At 75.3% G+C, this 16,060-nt stretch carries 4 protein-coding genes; all 4 read right to left on the reverse strand.

Annotation, left to right across the window (positions count from 1 at the left end; translation table 11 throughout):
• Window positions 1–47: 47 nt before the first annotated feature.
• Complete coding sequence (locus ACIBEC_RS28980) at window positions 48–1,343, reverse strand: MFS transporter (RefSeq protein WP_360499009.1); 1,296 nt, start codon at window positions 1,341–1,343, stop codon at window positions 48–50.
• A gap of 6 nt (window positions 1,344–1,349) precedes the next feature.
• Window positions 1,350–14,756 carry an amino acid adenylation domain-containing protein gene (locus ACIBEC_RS28985; RefSeq protein ID WP_360499007.1) on the reverse strand — a complete coding sequence of 4,469 codons (13,407 nt, stop codon included), beginning with the start codon at window positions 14,754–14,756 and terminating at the stop codon, window positions 1,350–1,352.
• A gap of 74 nt (window positions 14,757–14,830) precedes the next feature.
• A complete protein-coding gene (locus ACIBEC_RS28990; protein ID WP_360499005.1) occupies window positions 14,831–15,826 on the reverse strand; it encodes a TauD/TfdA family dioxygenase in 996 nt (331 codons plus the stop codon).
• A gap of 8 nt (window positions 15,827–15,834) precedes the next feature.
• Window positions 15,835–16,047 carry an MbtH family protein gene (locus ACIBEC_RS28995; protein ID WP_360499003.1) on the reverse strand — a complete coding sequence of 71 codons (213 nt, stop codon included), beginning with the start codon at window positions 16,045–16,047 and terminating at the stop codon, window positions 15,835–15,837.
• Between the last annotated feature and the right edge of the window lie 13 nt (window positions 16,048–16,060).

Consider the following 16,060-nt stretch of genomic DNA (forward strand, 5'->3'; position numbering starts at 1 on the left):
GGTGTGAGGGTGCGGGACGGTAGGGGGAGACGGTCTGGCGGGGAAGGTCAGGCGGCGGGCTCCGCCGGCCGGGTCGGGAAGTCGCGCAGGCCTCGCAGCGGGCCGGCCAGCAGCACCAGCCCGGCGGAGAGCAGCACGCCCGCCATCAGCCAGATGGTGCTGCGGGCGCCGATCACCTCGCCGAGCCAGCCCCCGAGCAGGGCGCCGACCGGGATCGCGCTGTAGTTGACGGTCGCCGAGCTGGCCCGGATCCGCCCGATCAGCTCGGGCGGGCAGTAGGCCTGCGAGAAGCTGCCGGCCAGGACGTTGCCCGCCACCACGCCGCAGACCGCGACCGCCCAGGCGAGCGCGCTCACCACGAGCGGGAGCCGCTCGCCCGCCAACGGCAGCAGCAGGATGAAGGGCGCGACCACCAGCTCGCAGACCATCAGCCCGCGCGCGGTGCCGAGCCGGCGGGCGATCCGCCCGGCCAGCATCGCCCCGGCCAGCCCGCCGACGCTCACCAGCGCGAACACCGCGCCCACCGCGCCGGGTTCGATCCCCACGCTGCGCACCAGGAAGACCGTCTGCACCGCCTGGATGCCGTTCAGCCCGAGGTTGCCGACCGCGGCGAAGCAGGCCAGCGTGCGCAGGTACGGGTCGCGCAGCAGGAACCGGACGCCCTCGCCGATCTCCTGCGGCATGCCGCGCCGTTCGGACACCGGCGGGGGGTGCTCCTCGGTCCGGATCCGCCGCAGGCAGACCGCCGACACCAGGTAGGTGAGCGAGTCGGCGAGCATCCCGCTGGCGGCGCCGAAGGCCTGGGAGAGCAGACCGGCCACGCCCGGGCCGGCGATCTCCGCCGCCGAGGCGCCGGAGCGCAGCTTGACGTTGGCCTCCAGCAGGTCGGCCTTCGCCACCAGGGTGGGCAGCACCGCCCCGTACGCGGTGGAGAAGAACACCTTCACCGCCCCGGTCAGCAGGGCCACCACCGCCAGTTGGGCGAGGGAGAGCATCCCGAGCCAGCCGGCCACCGGGACGCTGCCGAACAGCGCGAGCAGCAGCAGGTCGCAGATCAGCATCACCCGCAGCCGGGGCCAGCGGTCCACCCAGGCGCCGGCCGGCAGTCCGAGGAACAGCCAGGGCAGCCAGGAGGCGGCGTTGATCACGCCCACCGCGAGCGGGCCGGCGTCCAGGGTGACCACGGCCACCAGGGACAGCGCCACGCTCCCGACAGCCGTGCCGAGGTTGCTGGTGGTCTCACCGATCCAGAGCCGGCGGAAGTCCCCCTGGGCCCACAGGCCCCACCGGCCGCGCGGCCGGTCCGGCCGCACCGGTGACTTGATCGGGACGGTGGTGGTCATCGCGGGTCACGCTCCAAGCTTCTCGGCCAGTACGGCGGCGATCCGTGCGAGGGGTTCCGGCTGGGTCAGCTCGCCGTGCGCGCAGGCGAGCCGGTGGGGCTCGATCCGGCCGTCCAGGTACGGCCGCCAGGTCTGCTCGTACGGCCAGTCCGCGGGCTTGCCGGTGGTCGCCCCGAAGAAGACGGCGTCCCCCCGGTAGCGGTCCGGCACGTGTTCGGCCATCAGCTTGCGGTGCCGGTCGAAGACCTCGGGCAGCACCGCGACGGCTTCGCCGAGCACGGCCTTCAGGCTCTCCAGGCCGCGGCCGTCCGCCGGGTCGTGGCCGAGCGAGCGCAGCAACTCGTCCAGGGTGTCCACGGGTTCGACGACCGGGGCGTCGGCGGTGCGCGCCGCCGGGGCGCCGTCCAGCAGGGCCAGCAGGCCGACCTCGGCGCCCTCGGCCTGCAGCCGCACCGCCATCTCCTGGGCGACCACGGCGCCGAAGGACCAGCCCAGCAGGTGGTACGGGCCGGCCGGCCGCACGGCGCGGATCTGCCGCACGTAGTCCTCGGCGATCTCGGCGACGCTCGCCGGCGCACCCCCGCGCAGGCCGCGGGCCTGGAGGCCGTACACCGGCTGCTCGGGGCCGAGGTGGCGCAGCAGGCCGGAGTAGACCCAGCTGATGCCGGCGGCCGGGTGGACGCAGAACAGCGGGGCCCGGTCGCCGCCGGTGCGCAGCGGCAGCAGGACGTCCAGGGCGTCGGCCGCCGGGCCGTCGTCGAGGCGGCGGGCGAGTCCGGCCACGGTGGGCGCCTCGAACAGCGCCCGCATGCCGGGGTCCACACCGAGGGCGGCGCGGACGCGGGCGAGCAGCTTCATGGCGAGCAGGGAGTGGCCGCCGAGGTCGAAGAAGTCGTCGTCGATGCCGACGCCCTCCAGGCCGAGGGTCTCGGCGAACAGCGCGCAGAGGAGTTCCTCCTGCGGGGTCCGGGCTGCGCGGCCGCCGGTGAGCAGCCCGAAGTCCGGTGCGGGCAGCGTCGTGCGGTCCAGCTTGCCGCTGGTGGTGAGCGGCAGGGCGGCCAGCGGGACGACGGCGGCGGGCAGCATGTAGCCGGGCAGGTGGTCGGCGGCGAAGGCGCGCAGGTCGGCCGGGTCCAGCCGGCCGTCGGGGTCCAGCGGGCCCGCGGAGTCCAGCGGGCCCGTGGAGTCCAGCGGGCCGGCGGGGACCACGTAGGCGACCAGGCGCAGCCCGTCCTCGTCGGGCAGGACGGCGGCGGCGCTCACCCCCGGGTGGAGCGTCAGCACGTGCTCGATCTCGCCGAGTTCGATGCGGAAACCGCGGATCTTCACCTGGTGGTCGGTGCGGCCCAGGTACTCCACGCCACCGTCGCGGGTGCGGCGGGCCAGGTCGCCGGTGCGGTACATCCGGGCGCCCGGCTCTCCGAACGGGTCGGCGACGAAGCGCTCGGACGTGAGGCCCGGCCGCGCCAGGTAGCCACGGGCCAGACCCGCACCGGCCAGGTACAACTCCCCCGGCACCCCGGCCGGGACGGGGTTGAGGTACTCGTCCAGGACGTAGCCTCGGGCGCCCGGGATCGGGCCGCCCAGGCCGGGCCGCTCCACGGCGTCGACGGGCTGCGCGAGGGCGAAGACGGTGGCCTCGGTCGGGCCGTAGAGGTTGTGGGCGGCGGTGTCCGGTGCCGCCCGCAGGGCGGTCCAGAGGTGCTGTCCGACGGCTTCACCGCCGAGCACCAGCACCGACGGCGCGGCCTCCTCCAACAGGCCCTCCGCCAGGAGTTGTTCGGCGTAGGAGGGGGTGAGGTCCAGTGCGCCGATGCCGGTGGCGCGGACGTGCCGGACCAGGGCCGCCGGGTCGCGGCGCAACTCGTCGTCGATCAGGTGCAGCTCGTGCCCGGCGAACAGCCAGAGCAGGGGCTCCAGTGATCCGTCGAAGGTGAGCGAGGCGGTGAGCGCGACGCGCTGCCGGGCGACGCCCGCCATCACGCCCGTACGGTGGGCGGCGAGCAGCGCGGCGATGCTGCCGTGCGGCACCACGACGCCCTTGGGGCGGCCGGTGGAGCCGGAGGTGTAGATCAGGTAGGCGGCGTGGCCGGCCTCGGCGCGCGGCGCCGGGTCGGCGGTGCGGTCCTCGGAGGGCTCGGCGACGTCCAGGGTGCGCAGTCCGGCCAGCGCCTCGGGCTTGGGCCACCGGCCGTCGGTGAGGACCAGGGCGGGGGCCGCGTCGGCGAGGGTGTCGGCGATGCGGTCGGCCGGGTGGTCGGCGTCCAGCGGCAGGTAGGCGCCGCCGGACTTGAGCACGGCCAGGATCGCCACCACGCTCTCCACCGACCTCGGCAGGGCCAGCGCGACGACGCGCTCCGGGCCGACACCCGCCCCGATCAGGCGGTGGGCGAGCCGGTTGGCCCGGGCGTTCAGCTCGGCGTAGGTCAGCGCGGTGTCGCCGCAGACCAGCGCCACGGCCTCCGGGGTCTCGGCCGCCTGGGCCGCGAAGGCGGCCGGCAGCAGCGGGACCTCGGCCGGCAGCGCGCCCCCGGCGGTCGGCAGCGCGGTGTGCTCCTCGGCCGAGAGCAACTCGACCCGTCCGACGGGCAGCTCGGGCCGGGCGGCCACCGCCGCCAGCAGCCGCCCGAACCGGACGGCGATCGCCTCGACCGTCTCCCGGTCGAACAGGTCGGTGGCGAAGTCGATCGCGCACTCCAGGCCGGCGGGGGCGCCGTCCACGTCGAAGGACTCCGCGAGGCCCACGCACAGGTCGAACTTGGCGACCGACCCGCCGGAGGACACCACGGAGGCGTCCAGCCCCGCCCCGGCGAGCGGCGCCGAGTCCCCGGCGCCCTCGAGCAGCAGGATCACCTGGAAGAGCGGGTGGCGGGCCAGCGACCGGGCCGGGTTCAGCTCCTCCACCAGCCGCTCGAAGGGCACGTCCTGGTGGGCGTGGGCGTCGAGTTGGGTCTCACGGACCCGGGCCAGCAGCTCGGTGAAGCTCGGGTTGCCGGACGTGTCGGTGCGCAGCACCAGGGTGTTGACGAAGAAGCCGACCAGCTCGTCCAGGGCCTCGTCGGAGCGCCCGGCCACCACGGAACCGATCGGGACGTCCGTGCCCGCACCGAGGCGGGTCAGCAGGGCGGCGAGCGCGGCCTGGGCGGTCATGAACATCGTCACTCGGTGCTCGCGCGCCAACTCACCGAGAGCGCGGTGGAGTTCGGCGCCGAAGGGCACGACGACGCGTTCGCCCCGGTGGCTCGCGGCCACCCGGCGCGGCCGGTCGACGGGCAGTGACAGCTCCTCGGGCAGGCCGGCCAGGGCCTCGCGCCAGTAGTCGAGTTGGCGGGCGAGCAGGCTCTCGGGGTCCGTCTCCTCGCCGAGCAGTTCGCGCTGCCAGAGCGCGTAGTCGGCGTACTGGACGGGCAGCGGCGACCATGTCGGCACCGCGCCCGCGGTGCGGGCCGCGTAGGCCGTGGCGAGGTCGCGCAGCAGCGGGCCCATCGACCAGCCGTCGCCCGCGATGTGGTGCAGGACGAGGACGAGCAGGTGCTCGCCGGCCGGGGCCGGGATGACGTGGGCGCGGACGGGGAGGTCGGCGGCCAGGTCGAAGGCGCGCGCCGTGCACAGCTCCGGCGGGGTGCCGGGCGGCAGCAGCTCGACCTCGACGCGGGCCTGCGCGGCGGGCACGATCCGCTGGTACGGGGTGCCGTCCTCCTCGGCGACCAGCGTGCGCAGGCTCTCGTGCCGGGCGACCACGTCGCCGAGGGCGAGTTCCAGCGCGGCGGTGTCCAACTCCCCTGCCACGCGCAGGACGAGGGGCAGGTTGTAGAGGGCACTGGGGCCCTCCATCCGGTCGATCAGCCAGAGCCGCTGCTGGGCGAAGGACAGCGGCACCCGCTCCGGCCGTTCGCGGCCCGGGCTCAGCGCCAGGCGCTCCGAACCGGTGCCCAGGCGGACGGCCAGCCCGGCCACGCTCGGCGCCTCGAAGACGTCCCGGATGCCCAACTCCGCCCCCAGCGCGGCGCGGACCCGGCTGAGCAGCTTGGTGGCCAGCAGCGAGTGGCCACCCAGGTCGAAGAAGTCGTCGTCGATGCCGACGCTCTCCAGGCCGAGCACCTCCGCGAACAGCCCGCACAGGATCTCCTCCTGCGGCGTGCGCGCCGCCCGGCCGGCCGACAGCGCACCGAAGTCCGGCGCCGGGAGGGCACGGTGGTCCACCTTGCCGCTGCCGGTCAGGGGCAGGGCGTCGAGCAGGACGACGGCGGCCGGCACCATGTAGCCGGGCAGCGACTCGGCGGCGAACCGCCGCAGCTCGACGGCCAGTTCGGCCGCATCCTGGCGCACCCGGTCCACCCGGTCCACCTGGTCCACCGTGCAGTAGCCGACCAGCCGGCGGTCACCGGTGTCGCTCTCCCGTACCGTGACCACGGTTTGGCGGACGGCGGGGTGGCGCGCCAACACCTGCTCGATCTCGCCGAGTTCGATGCGGAAGCCGCGGATCTTGACCTGGTGGTCGGTGCGGCCCAGGTACTCCACGCCACCGTCGCGGGTGCGGCGGGCCAGGTCGCCGGTGCGGTACATCCGGGCGCCCGGCTCTCCGAACGGGTCGGCGACGAAGCGCTCGGCCGTCAGGCCCGGCCGCGCCAGGTAGCCGCGGGCCAGACCCGCACCGGCCAGGTACAACTCCCCCGGCACCCCGGCCGGGACGGGGTTGAGGTACTCGTCCAGGACGTAGCCTCGGGCGCCCGGGATCGGGCCGCCCAGGCCGGGCCGCTCCACGGCGTCCAGCGGCTGGGTGAGCGCGTACACGGTGGCCTCGGTCGGGCCGTAGAAGTTGTGGCCCGCGGTGCCCGCGGCGTCCCGCAGCCGCTGCCAGAGCGCCTGGCCGATGGCCTCGCCGCCGAGCAGCAGGAGTCGCGGCGCGGGTGTGTCCAGCAGCCCCTCCTCGATCAGCTGCTCGGTGTAGGACGGGGTGATGTGCAGGGCGTCGATGCCCGCCGCGGCGGTGTGGCGGACGAGTGCGGCCGGGTCGCGGCGCAGTTCGTCGCCGATCAGGTGCAGCTCGTGTCCGGCGTACATCCAGAGCACGGGCTCCAGGGAGGCGTCGAAGCAGAGTGAGGCGGTGAGTGCGATCCGCTGCCGGCCGTGGGCCTGCTCGGTGCCCCGGATCAGCGCGGCCCGGTGGGCGGCGAGCAGGGCCGCGACGGCGCCGTGCGGCACGACGACGCCCTTGGGGCGCCCGGTGGAGCCGGAGGTGTAGATGACGTAGGCGGCGTCACCCGGGTCGATGCCGCACTCGGGGTCGGCGGCGCTCTCGTCGGACGGCGCGGCGGCGCGGTCGTCGGACGGGTCGGCGACGCTGCCCTCGGAGGACGCGGCGACGTCCAGGGTGCGCAGCCCGGCCAGGACCTCCGGCAGCGGCCAGCGGTGGTCGGTGAGGGCGAGGGCGGGGCGGGCGTCCGCGAGCATGTGGGCGGTGCGCTCGGCCGGGTACTCGGCGTCCAGCGGCAGGTAGGCGCCGCCGGCCTTGTGGACGGCCAGCATGGCGACCACCGTCTCCGCCGAGCGCGGCAGCGCGAGGGCGACCACCGACTCCCGGCCGGCGCCCGCGGCCAGCAGGCGGCGGGCGAGCCGGTTGGCCCGGGCGTTCAGCTCGGCGAAGGTCAGGGCGGTGTCGCCGCAGACCAGCGCCACGGCCTCCGGGGTGCGGGCGGCCTGGGCCGCGAAGGCGGCCGGCAGCAGCGGGACCTCGGCCGGCAGCGCGCCCCCGGCGGTCGGCAGCGCGGTGTGCTCCTCGGCCGAGAGCAACTCGACCCGTCCGACGGGCAGCTCGGGCCGGGCGGCCACCGCCGCCAGCAGCCGCCCGAACCGGACGGCGATCGCCTCGACCGTCTCCCGGTCGAACAGGTCGGTGGCGAAGTCGAGGGCGCAGTCGATTCCGGCGGGCTCGCCGTCGGGGCCGAAGGACTCCTCGGCGATCAGGCTGAGGTCGAACTTGGCGGAGCCGGTGGCGGCCGCGAGGGGTTCGACGTGCAGGCCCGCCGTGGCCGGTTCGGCCTGCTCGTTGCTCTGGAGCACCAGCATGATCTGGAACAGCGGGTGGCGGGCCAGCGAGCGGGTCGGCTTGAGTTCCTCGACGAGGCGCTCGAAGGGCATGTCCTGGTGGGCGTAGGCGCCGAGGGCGGTCTCCCGGGCCCGGCCGAGCAGTTCGGTGAAGCTCGGGTTGCCGGAGGTGTCGGTGCGCAGCACCAGGGTGTTGACGAAGAAGCCGACCAGCTCGTCCAGTGCCTCGTCGGAGCGCCCGGCGACCACCGAGCCGATCGGGACGTCGGTGCCCGCGCCGAGGCGGGTCAGCAGGGCGGCGAGCGCGGCCTGGACGGTCATGAACAGGGTGACCCGGTGCGCCCGGGACAGCGCGACCAGGTCGCGGTGGCAGTCCGCGCCGAGGGTGAGCGCGACCCGGTCGCCGCGGTGGGAGGCGACGGGCGGGCGGGGGCGGTCCAGCGGCAGCGTCGCCTCGTCCGGGAGGTCCGCCAGGGTCTCGCTCCAGTAGGCGAGTTGGCGGGCGGCCAGGCTGTCGGGGTCGGTCTCCTCGCCGAGCAGCTCGCGCTGCCAGAGCGCGTAGTCGGCGTACTGGACGGGCAGCGGCGCCCAGCCGGGGGCAGTGCCGCCGGCGCGGGCCGTGTACCCGGAGGTGAGGTCGCGGACCAGCGGGCCGAGGGACCAGCCGTCGCTGGCGATGTGGTGCAGTGCCAGGACCAGCACGTGTTCCTCGGCCGAGACGCGCAACAGGGCGGCTCGGACGGGGAGTTCGGTGCGGAGGTCGAAGGCGCGGCGGCACAGTGCGGCCACGGTGGCGGGCACCTCGGCGGCCGGGCAGTCCCGGGCTTCGAGCGGGACCTCAGCCTCTTCGGCCGGGAGGACCCGCTGGTACGGGGTGCCGTCGGATTCCGCGATCAGGGTGCGCAGGCTCTCGTGCCGGGCGACCAGGTCGCCGAGGGCGAGCCGCAGCGCGGCGGTGTCCAACTCCCCTGCCAGGCGCAGCGCCAGGGGCGCGTTGTAGAGGGCACTGGGGCCTTCCATCCGGTCGATCAGCCAGAGCCGCTGCTGGGCGAAGGACAGCGGCACCCGCTCCGGCCGTTCACGACCCGCGCTCAGCGCCAGGCGCTCCGAACCGGCGTCCAGGCGGACGGCCAGCCCGGCCACGCTCGGCGCCTCGAAGACGTCCCGGATGCCCAACTCCGCCCCCAGCGCCGCGCGGACCCGGCTGAGCAGCTTGGTGGCCAGCAGCGAGTGGCCACCCAGGTCGAAGAAGTCGTCGTCGATGCCGACGGCCTCCAGGCCGAGCACCTCCGCGAACACACCGCACAGGATCTCCTCCTGCGGCGTGCGCGCCGCCCGACCGGCCGACAGCGCACCGAAGTCCGGCGCCGGGAGGGCGCGGCGGTCGAGCTTGCCGTTGGCGTTCAGGGGCAGCGCGTCCAGCGGCACGATCGCGGCCGGCAGCATGTAGCCAGGCAGGGTCCGGGCGGCGGTGGTCCGCAGCTCGGCCGGGTCGAGCGGGCCGTCGGTGACCACGTAGGCGACCAGGCGCAACCCGTCCTCGTCGGGCAGGACGGCGGCCTGGAGCACCTGCGGGTGCGCGGTCAGGGCGCGTTCGATCTCGCCGAGTTCGATCCGGAAGCCGCGGATCTTCACCTGGTGGTCGGTGCGGCCCAGGTATTCGAGTTCTCCGTCGCGGGTGCGGCGGACCAGGTCCCCGGTGCGGTACATCCGGGCGCCGGGCTCGAAGGGGCAGGCGACGAAGCGCTCCGCCGTCAGGCCCGGCCGCGCCAGGTAGCCGCGGGCCAGACCCGCGCCGGCCAGGTACAGCTCTCCCGGCACCCCGGCCGGGACGGGGTTGAGGTACTCGTCCAGGACGTGGCCGCGGGTGCCCGCGACGGTGCGGCCGAGCACGGGCCGCTCGGTGGCGTCCAGCGGGTGGGTCAGGGCGTCGACCGTGCACTCCGTCGGGCCGTACAGGTTGTGCGCGGCGGTGTTCGGCGCCTCGCGCAGTCGCATCCAGAGCGCTTGGCCGACGGCCTCGCCGCCCAGCAGCACCAGGGCGGGCGCGGGCTCCGCCAGCAGCCCCTCCTCGATCAGCTGCTCGGCGTAGCTGGGCGTCACCTCCAGCACGCCGATCCCCTGCTCGCGCACGTGGCGGACCAGGGCCCGGGCGTCGCGGCGCACGTCGCCGCCGATCAGGTGCAGTTCATGGCCGGCGACCAGCCACAGCAGGCCGTCCCAGGAGGCGTCGAAGCAGAGCGAGGCGGTGAGCGCGACCCGCTGCCGGGCGACGCCCGCCATCACGCCCGTACGGTGGGCCGCGAGCAGGGCGGCGATGCTGCCGTGCGGCACCACGACGCCCTTGGGGCGGCCGGTGGAGCCGGAGGTGTGGATCACGTACGCGGCGTCGGCCGCCGAGGCCCGCGGGGCCGGGTTCTCCTCGGTGTCCGGCGCGTCTTCGGCCCCGGTCGTGGCCCCGGTCGTGGCCTCGGCGAGGTCGAGCAGCCGGTGCCCGTCGAGCACCTCGGGTAGCGGCCAGCGCTCGTCGGTCAGCACCAGCGCCGGGCGGGCGTCCGCCATCGTGTCGGCGGTGCGATCGGCCGGGTACTCGGGGTCCAGCGGCAGGTAGGCGCCGCCGGCCTTGAGGACGGCGAGGATGGCGACCACCGTCTCCGCCGAGCGCGGCAGCGCGAGGGCGACGACGCACTCGGGGCCGATGCCCGCCGCGATCAGCCGGTGTGCGAGGCCGTTCGCCCGGGCGTTCAACTGTGCGTAGGTCAGCGTGAGTTCACCGAAGACCAGGGCCACCGCCGCCGGGGTGTCCGCGGCCTGCGCCTCGAAGGCGGCCGGCACCAGGGGCACCCGCTCGGGCAGTGGCGGGTGGCCCGCCGCGGCATCGGCCTGCTCACCCTCCGGCAGGACGTCCAGCTCGGCGACCGACCGCGCCGGATCCGCCACGACCTGACGGAGAATCAACTTCAGTGCTGCTGCCATCTGTTCGGCGGTCTCGCGGTCGAAGAGCTCGGTGGCGTACTCCAGGACGCCGGCCAGCCCCGCGGCGGCGCCGTCGGCGCCCTGCCGCTCGACCAGCCGGAGGGTGAGGTCGAAGGTGGCGGTGCCGAAGTCGACCGGTTCCTCCGCCACCGTGACCCCGGGGAGGGCGGGCCCGTCCGCGGCGGCGCCCGCGAATGCGAGCATCACCTGGAAGAGCGGGTGGCAGGCGGTCGACCGGGTCGGGTTCAGCTCCTCCACCAGGCGCTCGAAGGGCACGTCCTGGTGGGCGTGGGCGGCCAGGTCGGTCGCCCGGACCCGGGCCAGCAGTTCGCCGAAGCTCGGGCGGCCGGACAGGTCGGTGCGCAGCACCAGGGTGTTGGCGAAGAACCCGACCAGCTCCTGCGTGGCCTCGTCGAGGCGGCCGGCCAGCGGGGTGCCGATGGTGAGGTCGGGGCCGGCGCCGAAGCGGTGCAGCAGGGTGGCGTACGCGGCCCGCAGGACCATGAAGAGGGTCACGCCGTGCTCGGCGGCGAGCGCGCTGAGCCGGGTGTGCAGGGCGGTGTCGAACTCCAGCGGGACGACCGCGCCGCGGTGGCTCGCGACGGGCGGGCGGGGGCGGTCCAGCGGCAGCGGCAGCTCCTCGGGCGCACCGGCCAGCGCCTCGCGCCAGTGGGCGAGTTGACGGGCGAGCAGGCTCTCGGGGTCGTCCTCCGCGCCGAGCAGCTCGTGCTGCCAGAGCGCGTAGTCGGCGTACTGGACGGGCAGCGGCTCCCACTGCGGGGCCGCGCCGCCGAGGCGGGCCGCGTAGGCGTCGGCGAGGTCGCGGTAGAGCGGGCCCAGCGAGGCACCGTCGCCGGCGATGTGGTGGACGACGAGGACCAGCACGTGCTCCTCGGCGCCGTCGGGCCGCAGGTAGGCGTGGATCGGGAGGTCCGCGGCGAGGTCGAAGGTGTGGCGGGCGAGTTCGTCCGTCGGGCGGTCGGTGACGGTGAGCAGGCCGCCGGTGGGGGCCTCGAGGACGCGCTGGTACGGGGTGCCGTCCTGCTCGCCGAAGACGGTGCGCAGCGCCTCGTGCCGGTGGACGACGTCGCCGAGGGCGGCTTCGAGGGCGGTGACCTCGAGCGGGCCGCGCAGGCGCAGGGCGAGGGTGACGTTGTAGGTGGCCGAGGGGCCCTCGGCCTGGGCGAGGAACCAGAGCCGGCGCTGGGCGAAGGAGAGCGGCACCCGGTCGGGCCGGGCGGCGGGCCGCAGGGCCGGGCGGGCCGGGGCGGGGGCCTCGGGGGTGCGGCCGGCGAGCCGCTCGACGAGCCCGGCGACGGTCGGGGCCTGGAAGAGGTCGCCGATGGAGAGTTCGATGCCGAGGTCGGTGCGGGCCCGCCCGGTGAGGCGGGTGGCGAGCAGGGAGTGGCCGCCGAGCGCGAAGAAGTCGTCGTCGATGGTGATGTCGTCGATGCCGAGCAGTTCGCCGAAGAGTTCGCACAGGGCCTGTTCGCGCTCGTCGCGGGGGGCTCGGCCGCTGCCGTCGGTGGCGAGGTCGGGGGCGGGCAGGGCCCGGCGGTCGACCTTGCCGTTGCTGTTGAGCGGCAGGGCGTCGAGGAGGACGACGGCGGCGGGGACCATGTAGCCGGGCAGCGTGGTGCCGGCGAAGGTGCGCAGCTCGTCGGGAGTGAGAGAGGGGTCGGCGGTGCAGTAGGCGACCAGCCGGAGGTCGCCGGGGCGGTCCTCGCGGGCGATCACGATGACCTGGCGGACGGCGGGGTGGCGGGAGAGCGCCGCCTCGATCTCGCCGAGTTCGATCCGGAAGCCGCGCAGCTTGATCTGGCCGTCGATCCGGCCGAGGAACTCCACGGCGCCGTCGGCGCGCAGCCGCACGAGGTCGCCGGTGCGGTACATCCGCTCGCCGTCCGCGTACGGGCAGGCGACGAAGCGTTCGGCGGTCAGGCCGGGCCGGTTGAGGTAGCCGCGGGCCAGGCCGGCGCCGGCGATGTACAGCTCGCCGGGCACGCCGGGCGGGACGGGGCGCAGCCGGTCGTCGAGGACGTAGCTGCGCATGTTGTCGAGCGGGCCGCCGATCGGCACCCGGGGGCCGTCGAGGTCGGCGGCGGTGAGCGGGTGGTGGGTGGCGAAGGTGGTGGTCTCGGTGGGGCCGTAGACGTGGGCGAGCAGCAGGTCGGGGCAGGCGTCCAGGACGCGCCGCAGCAGCACGCCGGAGGCGGCCTCGCCACCGGTGCAGACGACGCGCAGGGCGGCGAAGGTCTCCGGGGCCTGTTCGGCGACGAGGTCGAACAGGGCCTTGGTGAGGAAGACCGCGGTGACGTCGTGGCGGGTGGCGACGGCGTGCAGGGCGGCGGCGTCGAGGGCGCCGGGCGGGGCGACCACGACGGTGCCGCCGGCCAGCAGGGGAGTCCAGATCTCGTAGGTCGCGGCGTCGAAGGCGTGCGGGGAGTGCAGCAGGACCCGTTGGTGGCGGCCGTCCTGCCAGCGCCGGTCGGCGGCGAGGTCGAGGACGTCGCGGTGGCGTACGGCGACGCCCTTGGGGCGGCCGGTGGAGCCGGAGGTGTACATCGCGTAGGCGAGCTGGTCGGGGTGGACGGGCACGCCGGGGCGGTGGGCGGGGGCGTCGGCCTCGTCGCCGGGGCGGACGACCAGGGCCCGGTGCGGGAAGCCGGGGTCGGCGCGGTCGGTGAGCAGCACGGGGGCGCCGGTGTCGGCGAGTACGTCGGTCATCCGCTCGGGCGGCAGGCCGGGGTGCATGGGCACGTAGCAGCCGCCGGCCTTGAGGACCGCCAGGGTGGCGACGACGACGTCGACGGAGCGTTCCATCAGCATCGCGACGGGGGTCTCGGTGCCGACGCCGAGGGTGGTGAGGTGGTGGGCGAGCCGGTTGGCGCGGGCGTCGAGTTCGGCGTAGTCGAGGGTGCCGCCGTCGTGGGCGAGGGCGACGGCGTGCGGGGTGCGGTCGGCCTGGCGTTCGAAGGACTCGGCGAGGGTGCCGGTCCACCGGGGGGCCTCGGTGGCGTTCCAGTCGACGAGGAGGCGGGTCCGCTCGTCGGGGGCGAGGACGTCGAGGGTGGCGAGGGGGGCGTGCGGGTCGGCGGCGGCGCCGGCCAGGAGTCGGCCGAGCCGGTCGGCCAGGGCGGTGACGGTGCCGTGGTCGTAGAGGTCGGCGGCGTACTCGATCGAGCCGGTGAGCCCGGCGGGGGCGCCGTCGGGGCCGTGGTGTTCGGCGATGCCGATGTTGAGGTCGAACTTGGCGACCCGCAGGCCGATCGGCTCGGTGGCGGACTCCAGCCCGGGCAGGGCGAGTTCGGCGTCCTGCCCGTGGTTCTGCAGGACGAGCAGGGTCTGGAACAGCGGGTGGCGGCCGAGAGCGCGGGGCGGGTTGAGCTCCTCGACGAGGCGTTCGAAGGGGATGTCCTGGTGGGCGAAGGCGTCGAGCTGGGCCTCCCGGACGCGGCCGAGCAGTTCGGTGAAGCTCGGGTCGCCGGACGTGTCGGCGCGCAGCACGAGGGAGTTGACGAAGAAGCCGACCAGCTCGTCGAGGGCCTCGTCGGAGCGCCCGGCGAGGCCGGTGCCGAGCGGGATGTCGGTGCCGGCGCCGAGCCGGGTGAACAGGGCCGCCAGGCCGGCCTGCAGGACGGTGAACAGGGTGGTGCGGTGGGTGCGGGCGAGGTCGACCAGGGCGGTGTGCAGCTCGGCGCCCCAGGCGAGGTCCACGGAGTCGGCGGCGCCGGTGGGGGCGGGCGGGCGGGGTCGGTCGGTCGGCAGCTCCAGTTCCTCCGGCAGGCCGGCCAGGGCGGTGCGCCAGTGCGCGAGTTGACGGGCGAGCAGGCTCTCGGGGTCGGTCTCGTCGCCGAGCAGGTCGCGCTGCCAGAGCGCGTAGTCGGCGTACTGGATGGGCAGGGGCTCCCAGTCGGGGGCGTGGCCGGTGAGCCGGGCCCGGTAGGCGGTGGCGAGGTCGCGCAGCAGCGGGCCGAGGGACCAGCCGTCGCCGGCGATGTGGTGCAGGACCAGGAGCAGCACGTGCTCGGTCGGTGAGAGGGTGAACACCGTGGCCCGGATGGGCAGTTCGCGGCTCAGGTCGAAGGTTTCGGCGGCCGCCGCGTCCCGGTGGGCGGGGTAGTCGGCCGGTGCGCAGTCCACCACCAGGAAGCGCGGCTGCGCCTCCTCGACCGGCAGGATCCGCTGCACCGGGACTCCCCCGGCCACCGGGAACACCGTGCGCAGGGCCTCGTGCCGGGCGACCACGTCCGCCGTCGCGGCGTGCAGCGCGGCGGTGTCGAGCTCGCCGCGCAGGCGCAGGGCGAACGGCAGGTTGTACAGCGCGGTGGGCCCCTCGATCTGGTCGATCAGCCAGAGACGCTGTTGGGCGTACGAAACCGGGATCACGGTGCTTCCTCTACTCACGTCTCGGCACGGGGTGTTCGGGGCCCTGGGGGGACGGGCGGCCAGGAACGGGGCGGTCAGACGGCGGCCAGGGTCGGCCGGACGCTGGGCCGGCAGTCCAGGACGTCGACGGGCTGCCCCATCGCGACGGCGATCCTGCGGTCGCCGCGGTACGGGTCCCGGCCGTGCGCGCAGAGCACGTTGTCGACCAGCATCACGTCGCCGACCTGCCAGCGCTCGCGCACGGTCGCGGCGTGGTACGCCTCGTTGAGGGCGTCGACGTCGGCGCGCCCGAGCGGTTCGGCGTCGCCGAACCCGGTGTTGAACGGCAGGCCGTCCGCGCCGAACTCGTCGATCATGGCCTCGCGGATGTCCGGGTCGAGCGACCACTCGTTCCAGAACGCGAGGTGGTTGAACCAGACCTCTTCGCCGGTCGCCGGGTGGTGGATGGTGCCGGGGCGCAGCTGGCCGGTGCGCAGGTTGCCGTCGGGCCGCCACTCGCAGGTGATGCCGTTCTCCCGGCAGTAGGCCTCGACCTCGGCCCGGTCCTCGGTGGCGAAGGCGGTGCGCCAGCCGAGGGAGACGTAGTCCGAGTAGTTGCGGGTGAGCGTCCAGCCGGTGGTCCGCATCCGCTCGACCAGTCGGGCCGGCAGGTGGTCCAGCACCCGGCGGCAGTCGGCGGTCGGGGTGGCGCCGCCCTCCTCGGGGGCGATGAGGCAGGCGAAGAGCAGCCGGCCCGGGAAGGTGAGGGTGTAGCTGTTCTCGTTGTGCATCCGGATCGGCTGGGCCGGCGGGAGGTCGGTGGAGGAGAAGACGCCGTTGCCGTAGTCGCTGCGCGGGGTGGCCTTCTCGCGGTAGGGGGTGCGCTCGGGGATGAGGATGTCGCGCACGGCCGCGACGTCCTCGGTGCTCGCGACCGGCAGGCCGCGCAGGAAGATCGTGCCGTGGCGGTGCAGGGCGGCGGTGAGCTCGGTCTCGTTCTCGCGCAGCCACGCGCAGGCCTCGCCGAGGTCGGCGGTGCGCGGGGCGTGGGCGAGGGCCGGGCGGCCGGGGTTCAGTTCCCAGGTCGGCATGGTGGCGCTCACTGGCGGGCGAGGGAGGCGACCAGGCCGGCGGGCCTGATGTCGGTCCAGTTCGCCTCGATGTAGTCGAGGCAGCCCTGGCGGGTGTCCTCGCCGTGGACGGTGGTCCAGCCGCCGGGCACGTCGATCCAGACCGGCCACAGCGAGTGCTGGTTCTCGTCGTTGACCAGCACCAGGTAGCCGGCGTTGTCGTCCTCGAACGGGTTGCTCATGGTGTCCTCCTTG

Source organism: Kitasatospora sp. NPDC051164 (assembly GCF_044455625.1).
Lineage (GTDB): Bacteria > Actinomycetota > Actinomycetes > Streptomycetales > Streptomycetaceae > Kitasatospora.